Source organism: uncultured Cyclobacterium sp. (assembly GCF_963977555.1).
In the GTDB taxonomy this organism is placed as follows: Bacteria; Bacteroidota; Bacteroidia; order Cytophagales; family Cyclobacteriaceae; genus Cyclobacterium.
In genome coordinates, this window is the sequence record NZ_CAXBPD010000002.1 from 131678 (window position 1) to 148460 (window position 16783).

Here is a 16783-nt window from a genome sequence, read left to right on the forward strand (position 1 = left end):
TATGTTCGGTTCAATGTGGATGAAGTCGTTGTATCAGGTGACCATTTACAACTCTTTATTTGATGTCTTTGAATTTAAAGAAACAATATCATCTCAAGTACATTACTTAGATCATTCAATGGAAGCTAGTAAGATGGTTGTGAAATATGAGTTCGAGTTAGATTCTGTTGTTTATGTTAACGAAGTGACGGCTAACAGAGAAGCATTTGAGGAAAAGGTTGGAATTAACGAGTCGCAAGTTATTTATTACAATAGTTTACTGCCTCAAGCCAATTATCTTGAAAATTGGAAATTGGACACGTATTACAACATGATGTTTATTATGTTCTCCATTTTTCTTTCTTTGATACTATATTTTCATTTAAGGGTTGATAAAGAAAGATGGATAGGGAAATACAAAGGAGCTCTTAACTCTTGATTATGGAATTTGCAAAAGCCCTTGCAGAATTGTGAAGGCTTTTTTTATTGTTTGTTCCGACCTAGCTGTAATTTATAATTACATCTTCCTTTCAATCACGATGAACTAAGCAAGATAATCTTAAATCAGCTATTTGGTAGGGCCTGCTTATAATCTGTTCGGAGAGTTTTTTTTCTTCACTTTTCTAGGTTTAAGTTTCAAATGGGAAAGATTTTGCTATTTCATGTTTATATGACTAAAAACTCGCAATTAGGGTGGTTCGAGTAATTCGGTATGAGATTTCTAAAGAAAAATTGTATATTTCACAAGACGGATACATGGAAACCGTCTTGGTCAATGAAACCGCCGAAGACGTCTGGTTCGATGACTTCAGTATTTCAAGAACACCTTCAATTGTAATTCAGGAGACTCATTATGATCCTTGGGGGCTTGAGTTGACGGGGTTGGGGTATCAGTATGCGGGTATTAAGGCTAACAAGTATTTGTTTAATGGCAACAAGATCATAAGGGATTTTAATATGGGATTATACGACTTTAAATCAAGGTTTTACGATCCTTCGATTGGTAGGTTCACGAGTGTTGATGTACTTGCCAGCCATCCGAGACAGATAGGAATGTCCCCATATCAGTTCAGTTGGAACAACCCGATCAGATACAATGATCCGGATGGGAAATGCCCTAGTTGCTTTCAATTGCTTTATGCTGTATTTCAAGGGATGAAAGCAAAATATTCAGGTATTTTAAGCCAAGCCAATGCCCCATCACAAAGGTTATTTTCTGGGGCCTCAGGCAGCACACCATCAAATATCGGGATGAATGAAACCACGAGGACTGCTATTAAGATTTCAGGGGTTGCTTCCGATATCGATGCAGTGACCGAGGTTGGTAAAACTCTTGCGAAAGAAGCAACAATGGATGTGGGAAATGTTCTTGACAAAGGTGGAGAGGCAGTGTCAGACGTAGGAATCCTGCTAGCGATACCGACAGAAGGAGCTTCTATGATTTTTGTACCTATTGGTGAAGGAGCTTCCATACTTGGTAAATCCATGAAGGCGGGACTTCATTTAAGCAATGGGAATGTTCAAGGTGCAGTCCAAGAAAGTGTTAATCTCGCCGTAGGTGCAATTACTAATTCGGCTACAGGTGCTGCAATTCAGCAATCTAAAAAAGTAGGATTAATAAATAATCCCATTCAGGAATATATTCAAAAATCTGCCTTAGGTGTTGTTGAAAGTGGGGTTAATAAAACTAGTGGGTTAATTAATGATAATGTCCAAAGAAGAGATGAAGAAGAATAAAGACGATAATGAATTTTTATTAGCAGGCAGGATGAATTTTATTGGCCTTCTTATAGTATTAATAATGATATTATTATACTGTCATTTTGGTTAATATTCTTCAGAAACAATTTAAATTCTTAAGTGAGTAAATAGAAAAGCCCACAACTAGGTGTAATTTCACATTACACCCTTCTATCAACCAGAATTAACCTAATAAAAATAATTTTTAAAATGGCCAATTTTAATTGTTTGAAATTATTTAGATTTCGGATGATTTTTCCTAATGTATGGTTCGATGACTTCAGTATTTCCAAAACAGCTTCTATGGTCATTCAGGAAAAGCATGGAGCCTGTCGTGAGGAACTCAGGGATCCTTGGGGGCTTGAGTTGACGGGGTTAGGCTATCAGTATGGACGTGTCAATGAAAACAAGTATTTGTACAATGGGAAGGAACTGATTGAAGATAACGATCTTCAGTATCATGATTATGGGGCTAGGATGTATGATCCGGTTTTGGGAAGGTGGGGAGTTGTGGATCCTTTGGCGGACAAAATGACAAGGCATTCTCCGTACAATTATGCATTTGATAATCCGATCAGGTTTATTGATCCTGATGGGATGATGCCATGTTGCCCAGGTGGGGCAAGGCCTGCCCTAAGAAATTCTTCAAGAGTTGCCAATGTGTCAAAAATTAAAAGGGTTTTGTACCAGACGGCAAAAATACATAACGCTGGTATTGCGATAATTGGCAGAAGTGAAGGGGCGCTTGTAAAGATACAAAGATTCCATACGAGTAGAGGACTAGGGAAAAATATGTCCGGTTTGACATCTCCTGCTGCAGGGACACCTGAAAATTTTGATAATACGCATACCTTTGGAAACCTTTGGGGCAATGCTGCCAAATTAACTGTCCAGATCTTAGATGATGCTAAGACAATAACAAAGGTTGAATCATTTGATGAGGTAGGTAAGTTTGAGGTTTCCATTGGCGCGGACTATTTTGTGGATGATTACAATACGACACAGGAGCTGAAGGGACTACAGGAACAATGGAAAAATAGCGTCATGGAAAGAGCGAGGGGAGGATTGTCCGCAGAAAAGTTTGGGAAGCTTCCAATTGAAGAGCAAAGTATGAAAATAGGGCATTCTAGGGTGTTTTCCGGCTCATCTCCCTCAGGAGTGATTGAGAACATGTTAAATAGGCAAAAACCTGATGAGACAGAGAAAAGGAGGAACAATGTGGTTAGACCAGGTAATTAATCTTTTTAAGAAAAAGCCCAAGTGTCCTATAATGAGTCCAGACAGGGTTGTGCTGGATAATGGGTTTTTTAATCTAATCGAGGAGTTTGGAGAAGAGTTTGTTTTGAATTCAAAGATTTACAGTGATCCCATAGAGATAACGGGTAAGGTGTTTAGAGGAGATGAAGTTTATACCCAGTTACTATTTCAGAAACTTGGGAATATACTGGAAGTGGATTTGGGGCAAGTTGAGTTTGGATTATTTAATGAAACAGGGGATGCTTTTCTGGACTCAGGAGTTATGATGGTTTCTGAGGATGGAGGTGATTTTGCGTCCAGTAAATTCACTGAATATTCTGACGGAAGTACCGAGATTTTGATTAACAGTGGATATATAAAAAATCCTAGTTATTTGGTGGTGTCAATTGCGTTTGAGCTCATCCGGCTAAAATTAAGGAGGGAAGGTAAGAAGTATGCGGATGATGATGTTATACTGGAACTCGTGCTTTTGTTTTTTGGCCTTGGAGTTTTCAATGCGAACAGTTCGGTTGCTAAAATGAAAACTTGGTCAGGGGATTTAAGTAGTGGGTGGAATATTGAAAAGGGTCCAAGTCAGCTTTCTCCAGAAGCCCACGGCTATATACTTGCATTATTTGCAAGTTTTAGAGGCGAGAACAATCCACCTTGGGCAAACAGTTTAGAAAAGGAGGTAAAGAAAGTTTTTTATGAAGGATTGGGGTATTTAAAGATTCGTTAAGAAAAATAAATAGGGAGAGAGATGGCCAAGAAAAGCAACAGCCTATTCATATTCCCATTGGCAGTATCCGTATTGTTTATTCTATTGGGGGGAGCTATGATTGTTAAAGGGTTGGTAGCTTATGGAGTAAACAGTCGGACATTGAAGATGTCAGGGTTGGGGGGACACCTGTTCATATTGATAGGGGTTATTTTTTTGATTGTCACTTATTATAGCTTGTCACCCTTTAGTAGGATCAGGAATATCGACTTTAATTTTTTCAAGAGAAAAAGAAAAAGGAAACGCTAATAAAACTGCTTAAGCGTTTTTTTATTTTGCATTGAATATATAAAAAGCCTACTTAGTAGAAATAAATGGTAGCATTGCTCTTGCTTAAGTAGTTGTAGTTGGTCAAATAAATGATTGTGTTTTAAATAATAACCAATCTAACTTGGAAGCTCTAAAGTACAAGGTATAATGGATAATATAGTTACAGGAATGGGACATAGTAGAAGAGCAGCTGCGAACGGATTGGCAACAACGAATGCTGTTGCCACAGGTGCTACTGAAACGGCTTCTAAAACAGGACCTGTTCAGAGTACTTCGGAATATGTTAAAGAGACAGTTTTAGATTGGTTTGACTGGTGAGAACTTTTTTAAATATCATATTAATAGTAGGCTACATTATGTTCGGTTCAATGTGGATGAAGTCGTTGTATCAGGTGACCATTTACAACTCTTTATTTGATGTCTTTGAATTTAAAGAAACAATATCATCTCAAGTACATTACTTAGATCATTCAATGGAAGCTAGTAAGATGGTTGTGAAATATGAGTTCGAGTTAGATTCTGTTGTTTATGTTAACGAAGTGACGGCTAACAGAGAAGCATTTGAGGAAAAGGTTGGAATTAACAAGTCACAATTTATTTATTACAACAGTTTACTGCCTCATGCCAATTATCTTAAAAATTGGAAATTGGACACGTATTACAACAGGATGTTTATTATGTTCTCTTTTTTTCTTTTTTTGATACTATACTTTCATTTAAGGGTTGATAAAAAAAAATGGATAAGGAGATACAAAGGAGCTCTTAACTCTTGATTATGGAGTTGACGAAATCCCTTGCAGATTTGTGAATGCTTTTTCATTGTTTGTCGTGCATATCGTTTAACTAGGTAATGAAAGTTCACTACGGGGTTTGAAGGGCAAGCCATTAATTTTAATGAGGTGTAATTAGCAGTTATACCTTTCTATTAAAATCTGTTAACTGTAGGGAATTATTATAAAATGACCATTTGATATGGCTTAATATTATTCAGATCTCCAATAAGTTATCTTAAGGTAGGTCATATAGGTTTTAGGAAATTAATTAGTTTGCTTTTATAATTTTATATTACCAAAATATTTAATCCTATACATCTGATAATTTAGCAAGATAATTTAGAAGAAAAATTGTATATTTAATAAGGCAGATACATGAAAATTGTCTTGGAACATGAAACCGCTGAAGAAGTTAGGCATGCCTGTCTGTCAGGTAGGTTTGATGATTTTAATGTCTCAAGAACTCCCTTCATAAAGATCCAAGAGAATCATGGAGCCTGTCCTGAGGAACTCAGGGATTCATGTGATTTGGAATTGACAGAAATGGGGTATCAGTATTTTGGTCACAAGGCTAACAAGTACTTGTACTATGGGAAAGAACTGATAGGAGAAGACGATCTTCTATATTATGATTACGGTGCTTGGATGTACGATCCGGTAATTGGTAGATGGGGAGGTGTGGATCCTTTGGCGGACAAAATGACAAGGCATTCTCCGTACAATTATGCATTTGATAATCCGATCAGGTTTATTGATCCTGATGGGATGATGCCCTGTGAAAATTGTGATCCATCCGAGTATTTTAAGAGAGAAGTAGAAAGTGAATTCGCTTTTGTAAGAGACGGAATCGAGAATAGTTTTAAAGCTTTTGACAAAAACATAAAAAATATTGAAAGATCTTTAACTGATATATTGGTATCAATAGACAATAAACTTAGCAATGGCGGATCAGGTAATACCCATTTTTCAAATCTATATAGTGGCGATGATTCAAAGGTTCGAAAAGGAGAGGTAGAGCATAATATAAACATTGATTCGTTTATTCTTCCTTATTTGAGAGTTGACACTTCTAAGAATGCGAAAGAGGATTTTGTACAGGGTGTCGAAATTGGAGTAGCAGTGTTTGATTTTGGGAGTAAAAAATCTAATGAAAACACAGGTATTGATTCTATTTTTGTAAGTGGTTCCGGTAGAAATCATTCTGATGGGACTGTTACAGTTGATGTAATTGTCAATGGAGACTCCGCAAAATATAGAACAAAAAATGTTCAAGATTCTAAAAGATTAAGAGATGATCCTAATAAAAAATGGACAAAACGAAAGTAATTATACCCGATTGTTGCCAATTATTATCATTATAAGTTTGGCCTTGTCTTGTGAAAGCCGTGAGAGGCTGTTAATTACGAGCGATAAACCTTACCAAGTTTTGTTAAATGATTCCATGTATACAGAGTTTCAATGGTATGAGAATGGAGTCGTCAAATCAATAATTTCTAAAAATAAAATGGGTGTAAAGGAGGGATTGCAACTGAGATATTACCAAAATGGGTTATTAAAGGAAAAATATTATTCTAATAATGGAAAGATTTCAGGCGAATTTTGGAAATATAATGACTCCGGAGGGAAGGTTTATTATTCCAATTATGATGAAGGTGTTCAAACAGGAAATACGTATGAATTTCATACTGACCAATCTATAAAATCTCATTTTTTATTTGAAGAGGGGAATGCCATTTATTTAGGCTATTATGAAAATGGGGAAAAGCAATTAAACTCTCCAATACCTGTGTTTCAAGAAGAAAGAATTATGTATGATAGTGTTTACGAGGCTAAAATCACTTTTCCGTTTCCTTTTAAAGGAAATATAGAAATTTATTTTCAGGATAGTCTAAATTTTAGAAAGGCTTATTCGGATAAATACAACCTTGGTTTAACAATAACTAACTTTAAAAAGACTTGGGTGGGGTTTGATATGTTGCTGGAGTATGAGCCGGTTGAAGGAGATAGTTTAATGTGGACAGAGCAAGTGTATAATCATACAATTAAAATAAAGGAATAAGTCTGACATTTAATGTCCATTAAAAAGATGTAAAGAAATAAATATTTAAACAGGTGAGAGTAGACGTGGTTACTTTCATATAGAAAAAGTTCCTCATTATTCATTGCCTGGTAGGTTTTCAGTGAGCCTATAAGCACTGGCGGCTTCTATTAATTCAGTTTCTAAATTGTCATCGTATTGAAAATTCTGTAACTGCCACTTGTCCTTTGGTTTATAATAAATGAACAGATACCGGATAGGTTGTCGATCATATTTTATTAGGAATGAATATAGGAGATAGTCTTCGCTTATACTTCTTTTGGAAACAACTTCTTGTCCTTGATAATCTCCTAACTGTTTTGTTAGTTCAACCAGCTTGTTTTTTACTTCTGAGGTTTGTGTTTCATTGATCCAGTCATTAGTGGAAAAAATAAACTCTAAAGCTTCACTTATTCCTTTTGAGTCATAAAGATCAAAAAATTGCTCATTTATTTTTTCAGGAGTTAGAGGTTCTCCCGACTGGGAGTTTGCATCACTACAACTATAAATGGCAAGGCTTATGACTATTAGGTTAAGTATATGCTTCATTAGTAAATATAATAATTGACACTTAGAATGTGAATGACTTCTATTTAGTTTTATGAGGACAATATTTTAAAGTTTATTCAATCCTGATTTATTACTTAAATATAAAAAAATAGGAATTAAATTGGTTATGTAAGAGTAGAAAAGTTTAATAAATTAAATTTAGAGGATTGGTTAAGACCAACCAAAGCCATATTCATTTTTTTTATCCCTTGATAGAGATCGATGAATAATAGTCTCAGATTTACAACAGTACTTCATTTGAAGCAAATCAACTTAAAATTTTGGAAGAAAAATTGTATATTTCTCGTGCGGGATACATGGAAACCGTAGTAGTTAACGAAACAGCCGAAGACGTCTGGTTCGATGACTTCAGTATTTCAAGAACACCTTCAATTGTAATTCAGGAGACGCATTATGATCCTTGGGGGCTTGAGCTGACTGGGCTGGGATATCAGTATGGAGGATTTAAGGCGAATAAGTACTTGTTTAATGGCAAGGAACCAATTGAGGAAAGTGGCCTTGAATATTATGATTACGGAGCCAGGATGTATGATCCGGTTTTGGGAAGGTGGGGAGTTGTGGATCCTTTGGCTGATCATCCGAACCAGATAGATAAGAGTCCTTATGCTGCAATGTGGAATAATCCGATACGATATAATGATCCGGATGGAAGGTGTGTTTTTTGTCCCGGTTCATATTATTACATGATGGCGAGTATGATTTTTTCACAGTTTTCCAACAATATTCAAGCTCCCTCTCAAAGATTATTGACTGGACAATCTAGTAATATAAACTCAGAATACTCATCCCAACTCAGTAATTCTCAAGTATCGCTTATGTCAACGGTCTCTATTGTCAATGATGGAGCAGCAGTAGCATCAGGCTTGAAAGAGGCCTCTGTACAAGGAGGCCTGCTAGGATCACAGGTAGTACAGGATTTTGGTACAGCTATAGAGGTTGCCGGAATTGCAACTGTCCAGCCTGAAATTACTGCGATTGGAAGTACGATTTCTAAAGCAGGAAGTATTATGGAGGGAACACTTAAAGCATCAACGGGGGATCTGACATTACAAGATGCAGGCTACGAAATAGGGAAAGGATTTGCTTTTGGTAAACTATCCAAAGGAGGATTTAAAGCTGTTGGTTCCGAAAGCCTGAGTAAAGAGGCAAATAATGTTTGGCAGGGATTAGTTAAAGGATTGGAAATGCTAAGCGATTGGACTTATGAGATTACTACAAGTGTGGATAACGAGAAAAATAAGTAAAACCTATGGATGTATTCAACATGCTTATTGGAGTGTTACTTATTCTCATTTCAATAATTATTTTTATTATTCAAGTTAGAGATAAGGCATATAATAAGGAAGATTTTCACATGGGAAATGTCAATATATACTATGCTGGAATTGTATCTTTTTTGGCAGGTTTATACTTCTTTATTAGCTCGTTTTAAAATTGGAGAATAAAACTGTTAAGAGCCTGATAGAAATATCGGGCTTTTTGTTTTACAACGCAGCGATACTTTTAAGTTTTGACGCCTTGATGAATGCGTCGTTGGTTGCGAAGACATGTGACTTGTTTTCTGGACCCAGATTTTATATCTCACCTAGGTGTAAGTATGTCGTGAAGTCCTAGATGTAAATCAAGGACATGTTGTATAAAAGATGGTAGTAGGTCTTCCGCAATCGCTGAGTAAGCAGAGGTTTCCAACCACCCTTCGGTGCTGTTTTGGTAGCGAAACGGTGTTTAACGGAAAGAAGAAAAGGTTCGCTGGACGAATCAGGTGCCATTAGAGAGATGATCCGGCTCATCTAATTAATTTATGTCTATCCCCCTCTGATTTGTAATATGCGATAGAATCTTTTAAGTGCTCGATAAAATCTGCATAACCAGTAAGTAAACCATGTGCCTTGTCAAACCCATTTCCTATTATTACTATTTTATTCATGGTATTTTTGTTTGAATAAATTTAGTCGAACTGTTTTTCCAAATTGTAACAAGTTATTGGTTTTTTTCAAATTAAAAATTGATTTTAATCGATGAAATCAGTTTTATCCTGTGGCTTAAAACTGCCCCCACTATGGGTAGCATTTACCATACCCTTGAATTCCTTTTTTCCATTGAAGTCGTTATCCTTTTCATTCTATTTGCAAATCCAGCAGACTACCTGTTGAGCGGAGCCAAAGCCATAGGTTATCGCATCCTAAATAACTACTCCTCTCCGCTCAGGGTCCAGTAATCCATCTCAATAGACTTTAAAAATTTCTACAAACGGCTCTATCAAGTCTCTGGTTCATATTGTTACGCAGGAAACAATTCTATTAGCTTTGTTCATTCCAATCTCATATATCCGTGTTGGTTAACTAACAAGAAGCTTATTGTAATTAATGATTTGGTAAACACCGATTTGTATTTAATAAAGTTGGTTTTTAAGTATAATTTAGTATTTTTATATTGTTTGTCTATTAAAACATAAATTTAAGCACATGATATGTTTTATATTTAGATCGTTTATATTTTCCTTTCTTACCCTGTGTCTGGTGTTGTCACTCGATGCCCAGACCCAGGAATTTAGCTATTTGAACAGGTTCCAGTTCCCCATTTCGGATACCACAAAATACCAAGCAAAATATTACCAGCAATCTTTTGAAAATCAAGACAGCCTGGTGGCAGGGATATATACCCTGGACCACAGTATTTACAGTAAGAAAATAGTTTATTTTGATGAGGAAAAGGAAGAAACCCTGCTCAAAACATTTATATATGATTCATTGGGCAATGTAACATCTTACAGGGAAAAGGATTTTGTTTTGGCATATGAATTTGAAATTGGTTTTTATCCCAATGGTCTTGTGAAATCAAGGAGGGTATCCAAGTCAGGGGAAGAAGAAAAAGCCGAGTTTTTTGATGAAAAAGGAAAACCTACAGCTCCTCCAGCTGCTCTTGAAGGAGTTATGCCCATCCCTTACGGAGGGATGGTAGGTTGGAATAATTATTTGGCTAAGAATTTAGAATTTCCGCTGAATGCCTTGTACAGGGGAAAGGGTGGCACGGTCTACATTTACTTTTGGTTGGATAAAGAGGGGAACATCGTCAATCCAGAAATTATGAATCCAGAACAAGTCTATCCCTCCCTGGCCCAAGAAGCCCTACGGGTGGTTAGGGATTACCCCCATCAATGGACACCTGCCCAAAAGGACGGTGAAAACATTTCAATTGCTATGCGCATGCCCATAAGATTTGGCACGCCAGAACGTTAAAAAAAAGTCAAAAGGGCATTTTTAAGGCACCAATCTGGCGACTTAGTTTCTCCATTAGTTATTATATCCACCGCATCCATTTATAGCTATACTCCTTTGTAGTCGTCATGCTTTTCATTTCATTTGCAAATCCCATGCACCGGCGGCTGAGCGGAGGCAAAGCACGGTGGCTGAGCGGAGCCGAAGCACGGTGGCTGAGCGGAGCCGAAGCCTTAGGTTAACCTATCCGAAATACCTACCTCTTCGATTCTGCTCAGGGTTCTGTTATGCCACTCCAATTTGAATAGCGTTTTAGTATAGGTTTAAAAATATGCTAGATCCTACCAACAATGAAATTTTACTTCTCACTGAAGGGGTATATTCCAATATTACCTAAATTTTTGTCCGCCTTATCAGGTGGAAATGACAATTCCTACCGGTAAGTCGGATTTTAAGATGAACCAAAAAAGCAGGTCTAGTTTTTAACTTCACTATTTTTCTATTCAGCTCTCTAAAATATTTTAGTATAACCTGTAATAAAATGGATTGAATACGCTATGATAATTGATTAGAATTTTACAAAAACGTATCAAAAGGAAATATTAATTTATTGATCCTGTCAGAAATTTATTATTGTTGTATTTGATTTTTGCAATATAAATTAGACTAAAATTATAGGATAAATGCTTGTCAATTTATAAATTGTTTATACTTTAGCTACGTTTTAATGAATGTGAAAGGCAAATTTTAATATAATAAATGTTTCTGTTATGAGTAAAGCTATAGGTGTAAACTTTCTTTTGGGGTTATTTTTATTAGTCACCTCATCTTCGATATCAATGGGTCAATCTATTGCTATCAATGAAATCATGGCATCAAATTCGACTATTGAAGACAATGATGGAGATTATAGCGATTGGATAGAGCTTTATAATTATGGGTCTGAAGTCATTGACCTGACCGGATATGGATTGTCAGACAATCCATCTTCGCCCTTCAAATGGGCATTTCCTACCACTTTCATATTACCAAATAGTTATTTATTGGTTTGGGCTTCAAGTAAAGATAGAAAAATCGATGGGGAGCCCTTACACACAAGTTATGGCATTAGTGCTGGTGGTGAAGATGTCGTCTTGACTGATCCTGAAGGACAACAAATTGATATAATTCCAGGTATCCCAATTCCCACAAATTTCTCTTATGGAAGACAACCTGATGGAATAGGGACTTTACAATTTTTTGATACGCCTACACCAAATGGTCAAAACCTTGAATCAGGAGTCGGAACCTTATTGTCTCCGCCGGTATCTTCTCATCCTTCGGGGTATTACAATGAGCCTTTTTTACTGTCTCTTACCTCAGAAACTCCTGGAGCGACCATTATTTACACTGTCGATGGTTCCGAACCTGACATTGAAAACCTTTCTGGTACCTCTTATCAATATGTAAATCAATACCCGCAGCATCCAGGTCAAACACTTGGTCCATTGCTAGACCAATCCTTTGTTTCTCACTCATTTTCAAGTCCTATTGAAGTTAATGACCGCAGTGGCGAGCCCAATAAACTCTCCGCCATATCAACTACCTATAACCATTCTACCTGGTACCTTCCCACGGCTCTAAACAAAAAAGCAATGGTGGTGAGGGCGAAAGCGTATAAAGATGACTTGTCAAGCCAAACAAATACCTTTACTTATTTTGTTTCTGGTGCAAGCGGGTTTGACCATAGTTTGCCGGTTGTGTCCCTCAATTTAAGCGAAGACGGATTGTTTGATTTTTACAAAGGCATCATGGTGGCTGGTGAAGATTTTGTCAACTGGAGAGAACAGAACCCCGATCTCATTGCCCATGGTGGAAGACCGGCGAATTATGGCCGAAGTGGTAACGAAACGGAGCAGCCTGCCAGTTTTCATCTTTTTGTAGATAAGGAGTTAGTACTCGATCAAAATATTGGTCTTAGACTCCATGGAGGGTTCAGTAGAGAACTTGCGAACAAGACATTCCGGTTATATGCCCGGTCTGATTACGACGAACAAAACACCTTTGATTACCCAATTTTTGATAACTATGAATTCGATAGTTTCAAACGACTCCTTCTTAGGAATTCTGGGAATGATAGGAACCTGACATTTTTTAGGGATGCTTTCATGCAAGAATCCATTAGCCACTTAACCTTCGAAACCCAAAAATACCAGCCTGCCGTCGTCTATTTGAATGGGGAGTATTGGGGCATGGCAAATTTCCGTGAGCGCTATGATAGACATTTTCTGGAAAGAAAATATGGTATAGGAGAATTTGACCTTGATCTTTTAGAAAATGATGCTGCAGTAGAAGAGGGTGAAAATGACCATTATCTCTCAATGAGAAATTTTATTGCCACAAGTGATTTATCAATTGAAGAAAATTTCGATTATGTCAACACTCTGATGGATGTTGACAATTTTCTTGACTACCAGGTAGCTGAAATCTATTTTAACAATGATGACTGGCCGCAAAACAACGTGAGGTATTTTCGGAAAAGGATTCCTGAATACAATCCTGAAGCACCTCTAGGGCAAGATGGAAGATGGAGATGGATGATGTTTGATACAGACGTTGGGTTTGGTTTGAACGGATCCTTTACATCGAATACCCTGGCACATGCCACCAATCCAACTGGATCAAAAACATGGAGTACCTTAATCTTAAGGAGGCTGTTGATGAACGAAGGATTCAAGAATGAATTCATCAACAGGTTTGCCGATTTAATTAACACGGCAATGCTGCCTGAAAGACTTCACGCAGTCATTGATGAGATGTCTTCCAAAATAGCCTCTGAGATTCCTGCACACAGACAAAGATGGACTTCATTGTCTAATTGGGAGTCTAATATTAATGTGGTGAAGGAGTTTGCAGTGAATAGGCCTGAACATCAAATGAGTCATTTGATGGATTATTTTGGGATTGATGGTACACATGCTGTAGGTTTAAATGTTTCAGATGTAGAACAAGGATATATAAAAATCAACAGCACACCTATCAATTCAGAGACTCCTGGGGTTTCCAATGCCCCTTACCCCTGGTCAGGAAAATATTTTGATGGGATACCCGTTTCCTTGGTTGCAATTCCTCAACCTGGGTTTCAATTTAGTCATTGGTCGGGAGATGTAGAAAGCTCGGAGCCCACGATATCCATTACGCCTACTTCCGATTTAAATATCATAGCCAATTTTTCCCCTGAAGAAATACCTGAAAACCAATCTGAGATCCTTTATTTTTGGCTATTTGATACCAATATAGCCAATGACACCCCTTTGGAAAACCTCCAATCTACCTACAGTATTTCAGAGGTGCCTGGAGAAATTCAGTATGCGTCTGCTTTGGTTGGCTATCCGTTTACAGAAGACCATCCAAACTGGGGTAAATCTTCCATGGAAAGAAGGAATTCGCCTACTCCCCTAAATTACCAGGCAGACGCAAATGAAGGACTTGACTATGGGGCTATCAAAATGCGTGGCATTCAAATTAAGCAAGCATTTAAAACTGAAAATAGTGAAAATATTATAAATATAAATGTGTCTACGCTCGGCTATAGAAGCATTAAAGTTTCCTTTGCTGCAATCGACGAAGGGGCTGCGGAACGTGTCATCTTGGAATATTTAGATACATTATCTGGCAATTATAGTGCGGCTGGAATGGCTGAAGTAGACAAAGACCTCTTCGAGGAATATAAAGTATTTGAATTTAATCTGTCTGAGGTACCGCTAGCGGTTGACAATCCGGATTTAAAACTCCGAATTCGTTTCGAGGGTGCAAATATGTTTGTGGATGAGGGGGACAGGGTTACTTTAAATAATATTATGGTTACTGGGGTTTCTACCTCTTCGACTTGTCTTACACCTCCGCCGTCCTCCGAAGCTATATTCTATTGCGAAGGAGCATTATTGGAGGATTTGTCTGACGGAAGTGCAAGCTTAAATTGGTACCTTGATCCAACTGACAGTGAGAAGTTGGACCTTTCTACTCCCGTAGAAAGTGGCATTTATTTCCTTAGCCAATCTATTGATGGTTGTGAAAGCTCAAAGGTTCAGATAGTGATAATGCCAGATGAAATGGGCCCAACTTTGGTTACTCAGGACATCGAAGTCTATTTGAATCAAGATGGAATAGCCACAATTCTACCTGAGGATATTGACAGAGCCAGTACTGATATATGCGGAATACTTGAAATGAATATTTCCAAATCTGAATTTTCCTTCGAAGATTTAGGTGAAAACCTGATCACTTTCAATGCGGTGGATAATAATGGAAACGAGTCTTCAAAGGAAGTAAAAGTAACTGTTCTTGCAGAGGAAGGACTTTTCGTGAATTTGGGGAGTAGCAGTATTGCAGTATCCTCAGGTATTCCATACTTACCTTTAAGCGAAACCAATGTAATTCCTTCTGCCGCTTCTACGAGCCAACTTCCGGGTGCAGGGGCAGGGGAATTGTTCAATACGGTGGTTTTCGGTGCCCAGGTTACATTTCAAATACCTGTACCGAATGGCCAGTACGTGGTTAGTACAATGCATAAGGAAACCTATTATGGAGTAAATGGTCCAGGTGAATCAGGACGTAGGGTATTCTCTATTTCACTTCAAGGAGTTGAAGTGAAAAGAAATTTAGACTTATTCAATACGTTCGGCAATAATGAAGGGGTACTACAGTTTGATAAGATTATTGTAGACAATGGACTTTTAACGCTAAGCTTAGATGCATCAATAAACAATGCGCTTATTTCAGGATTTTCTGTTGTAAAAAGCGATTGGGAAGCTGCTCCACCTGCCCAACCATCGATGTTTGTAAATACAGGAAGTTCAGATGCTGTAAGTCTTGAAGGCGAAACATTCCAGTCGGATTTTGCTACCAATTATTTTGCCAATGGTTCAAATACCAGTCAATACAGTGTGGCGAGTGAATCAGCACTTTTCCAAAGCCATCGTTATGGGCAAAGTGTTGTTTACAGAATACCTGTTATAAATGGTAGTTATACGGTAGCTACCTATCACAATGAAACCTATTTCGGCAAAATCTCCGGATCTGAACGAGCAGGGCAGCGGGTTTTTTCCATTGCACTTCAGGGCAATACAGTGAAAGAGAACCTGGATCTATTTTCGGAGTACGACAATAAAGAGGCAACCTTAATCTTTGAGAACGTTCAGGTGGTTAATGGAGAAATAGAATTAATTCTAACTGCTACCTCAAACAATGCAACGATTTCGGGATTTGCCATTTTACCACAAGGTGCGGATGTGCCTATTTTAGATCCAGAAGATCCCCAAATTGAGTTTTCCTACTTTGTAAATACAGGTGGCCCGCAGTTGCTATATGAGGAGCAGTCCTTCGATTCCGATCTTAAAAATTCCTATTATACAAGCTCAAACAGCTCCCGATTTGATGATTTGAGTGCTCACGAGTTGTTTAAAACGCACAGGTTTGGGCCACAGTTTAGTTATCAAATTCCTGTTCCCAATGGTTTGTACACAGTATTTACTTTCCACAATGAATTGTATTTTGGGAAAAAAATTTCAACGACGGGAATAGGAAGGCGCGTATTTAATATTTCACTAGAGGGAAATGTGGTAAAAAATCAGTTGGACCTATTTAATGAATCTAACAATGGGGCTTTGGTGCTTGAGTTTGAAGACATTCAGGTTGAGGATGGTATTTTGGATATTGATTTGCTTGCCTCGATAAACAGTGCAACAATTTCAGGAATTGGGCTTGTGGCACAGAACAATACCACTGTTTTGGAAACTGCTAACCTGAGAACTTTAAATGATTTAAGTGAAGGTTATACTAAAGAGGTATTGATGGATTATGTAAACTTGCCTTCAAGTCTTAATCCTAATCCTGCAGATCAAGAAGCTACAATTACGATTTATAAAAATCAGGGTGAATTCAGCATCCAGATTTTTTCTTCTAATGGAAATCTCATCGAGGCATTAACCACAAATACAGATTTTTCGGGGCCAGGTGAGTATACGATCCAGACTGACAAGCTGGCGGGAGGATTTTACTTGGTTGTGATTTTATTTGAAAACGGTGCTATTGAAAGACACAAATTGATGATTGCCCATTAATAGCGGATAATTGTAAATTGAACAAAATAGGAGAATTTGCT

The 16783-nt window shown here is 37.5% G+C and carries 13 protein-coding genes; 11 read left to right on the forward strand and 2 right to left on the reverse strand.

The annotated features are described in order from the left end of the window. The first annotated feature begins 19 nt into the window (after positions 1–19). From AAC073_RS02880 to AAC073_RS02910, 7 genes are all read left to right on the forward strand, one after another. Positions 20–418, forward strand: a complete 399-nt coding sequence (locus AAC073_RS02880; RefSeq protein ID WP_339922331.1) for a hypothetical protein — start codon at positions 20–22, stop codon at positions 416–418. Between the two features lie 254 nt (positions 419–672). Further along, positions 673–1716 (forward strand): RHS repeat-associated core domain-containing protein, encoded by a 1044-nt coding sequence (locus AAC073_RS02885; protein ID WP_339922332.1) that lies wholly within the window; start codon positions 673–675, stop codon positions 1714–1716. A 252-nt stretch (positions 1717–1968) separates the two neighbouring features. Beyond that, a complete protein-coding gene (locus tag AAC073_RS02890) occupies positions 1969–2958 on the forward strand; it encodes an RHS repeat-associated core domain-containing protein (RefSeq protein ID WP_339922333.1) in 990 nt (329 codons plus the stop codon). Next, on the forward strand, positions 2912–3694 hold the full coding sequence (locus tag AAC073_RS02895; protein ID WP_339922334.1) for a hypothetical protein: 783 nt from the start codon (positions 2912–2914) through the stop codon (positions 3692–3694). Before AAC073_RS02890 ends, AAC073_RS02895 begins: the two co-directional genes overlap by 47 nt. Before the next feature lie 456 nt (positions 3695–4150). Then, complete coding sequence (locus tag AAC073_RS02900) at positions 4151–4321, forward strand: hypothetical protein (protein ID WP_339922335.1); 171 nt, start codon at positions 4151–4153, stop codon at positions 4319–4321. A gap of 830 nt (positions 4322–5151) precedes the next feature. Beyond that, positions 5152–6102, forward strand: coding sequence for an RHS repeat-associated core domain-containing protein (locus tag AAC073_RS02905; RefSeq protein WP_339922336.1), 951 nt, complete (start codon positions 5152–5154; stop codon positions 6100–6102). Positions 6103–6202: 100 nt separating this feature from the next. Then, positions 6203–6835 (forward strand): hypothetical protein, encoded by a 633-nt coding sequence (locus tag AAC073_RS02910; RefSeq protein WP_339922337.1) that lies wholly within the window; start codon positions 6203–6205, stop codon positions 6833–6835. A gap of 96 nt (positions 6836–6931) precedes the next feature. On the opposite strand, the gene AAC073_RS02915 is transcribed toward AAC073_RS02910, so the two are convergent. Continuing rightward, entirely contained in the window at positions 6932–7402 is a 471-nt protein-coding gene (locus AAC073_RS02915) for a hypothetical protein (protein WP_339922338.1), read from the reverse strand. A gap of 281 nt (positions 7403–7683) precedes the next feature. Here AAC073_RS02915 and AAC073_RS02920 point away from each other — a divergent pair, with 281 nt between their 5' ends. Further along, positions 7684–8667 carry an RHS repeat-associated core domain-containing protein gene (locus AAC073_RS02920; RefSeq protein ID WP_339922339.1) on the forward strand — a complete coding sequence of 328 codons (984 nt, stop codon included), beginning with the start codon at positions 7684–7686 and terminating at the stop codon, positions 8665–8667. A gap of 542 nt (positions 8668–9209) precedes the next feature. On the opposite strand, the gene AAC073_RS02925 is transcribed toward AAC073_RS02920, so the two are convergent. Continuing rightward, positions 9210–9350, reverse strand: coding sequence for an AbiH family protein (locus AAC073_RS02925; protein WP_339922340.1), 141 nt, complete (start codon positions 9348–9350; stop codon positions 9210–9212). A 132-nt stretch (positions 9351–9482) separates the two neighbouring features. Between AAC073_RS02925 and AAC073_RS02930 the strand changes: the two genes are divergently transcribed. From AAC073_RS02930 to AAC073_RS02940, 3 genes are all read left to right on the forward strand, one after another. Continuing rightward, the gene (locus AAC073_RS02930; protein WP_339922341.1) at positions 9483–9641 is read left to right on the forward strand and encodes a hypothetical protein; all 159 of its coding nucleotides are present in this window, start codon (positions 9483–9485) and stop codon (positions 9639–9641) included. 247 nt (positions 9642–9888) lie between these two features. After that, entirely contained in the window at positions 9889–10662 is a 774-nt protein-coding gene (locus AAC073_RS02935) for an energy transducer TonB (RefSeq protein ID WP_339922342.1), read from the forward strand. Positions 10663–11411: 749 nt separating this feature from the next. Then, positions 11412–16742, forward strand: a complete 5331-nt coding sequence (locus AAC073_RS02940) for a CotH kinase family protein (protein WP_339922343.1) — start codon at positions 11412–11414, stop codon at positions 16740–16742. The last annotated feature ends 41 nt before the right edge of the window (positions 16743–16783 follow it).

What these genes read in the sequence shown, in the direction of transcription:
- AAC073_RS02940 (WP_339922343.1), top strand. Translation starts at nt 11,412, where the DNA reads ATGAGTAAAGCTATAGGTGTAAACTTTCTTTTGGGGTTATTTTTATTA.
- AAC073_RS02895 (WP_339922334.1), top strand. Translation starts at nt 2,912, where the DNA reads ATGAGACAGAGAAAAGGAGGAACAATGTGGTTAGACCAGGTAATTAAT.
- AAC073_RS02900 (WP_339922335.1), top strand. Translation starts at nt 4,151, where the DNA reads ATGGATAATATAGTTACAGGAATGGGACATAGTAGAAGAGCAGCTGCG.
- AAC073_RS02935 (WP_339922342.1), top strand. Translation starts at nt 9,889, where the DNA reads ATGATATGTTTTATATTTAGATCGTTTATATTTTCCTTTCTTACCCTG.
- AAC073_RS02880 (WP_339922331.1), top strand. Translation starts at nt 20, where the DNA reads ATGAAGTCGTTGTATCAGGTGACCATTTACAACTCTTTATTTGATGTC.
- AAC073_RS02915 (WP_339922338.1), bottom strand. Translation starts at nt 7,402, where the DNA reads ATGAAGCATATACTTAACCTAATAGTCATAAGCCTTGCCATTTATAGT.
- AAC073_RS02890 (WP_339922333.1), top strand. Translation starts at nt 1,969, where the DNA reads ATGATTTTTCCTAATGTATGGTTCGATGACTTCAGTATTTCCAAAACA.
- AAC073_RS02930 (WP_339922341.1), top strand. Translation starts at nt 9,483, where the DNA reads ATGGGTAGCATTTACCATACCCTTGAATTCCTTTTTTCCATTGAAGTC.
- AAC073_RS02905 (WP_339922336.1), top strand. Translation starts at nt 5,152, where the DNA reads ATGAAAATTGTCTTGGAACATGAAACCGCTGAAGAAGTTAGGCATGCC.
- AAC073_RS02925 (WP_339922340.1), bottom strand. Translation starts at nt 9,350, where the DNA reads ATGAATAAAATAGTAATAATAGGAAATGGGTTTGACAAGGCACATGGT.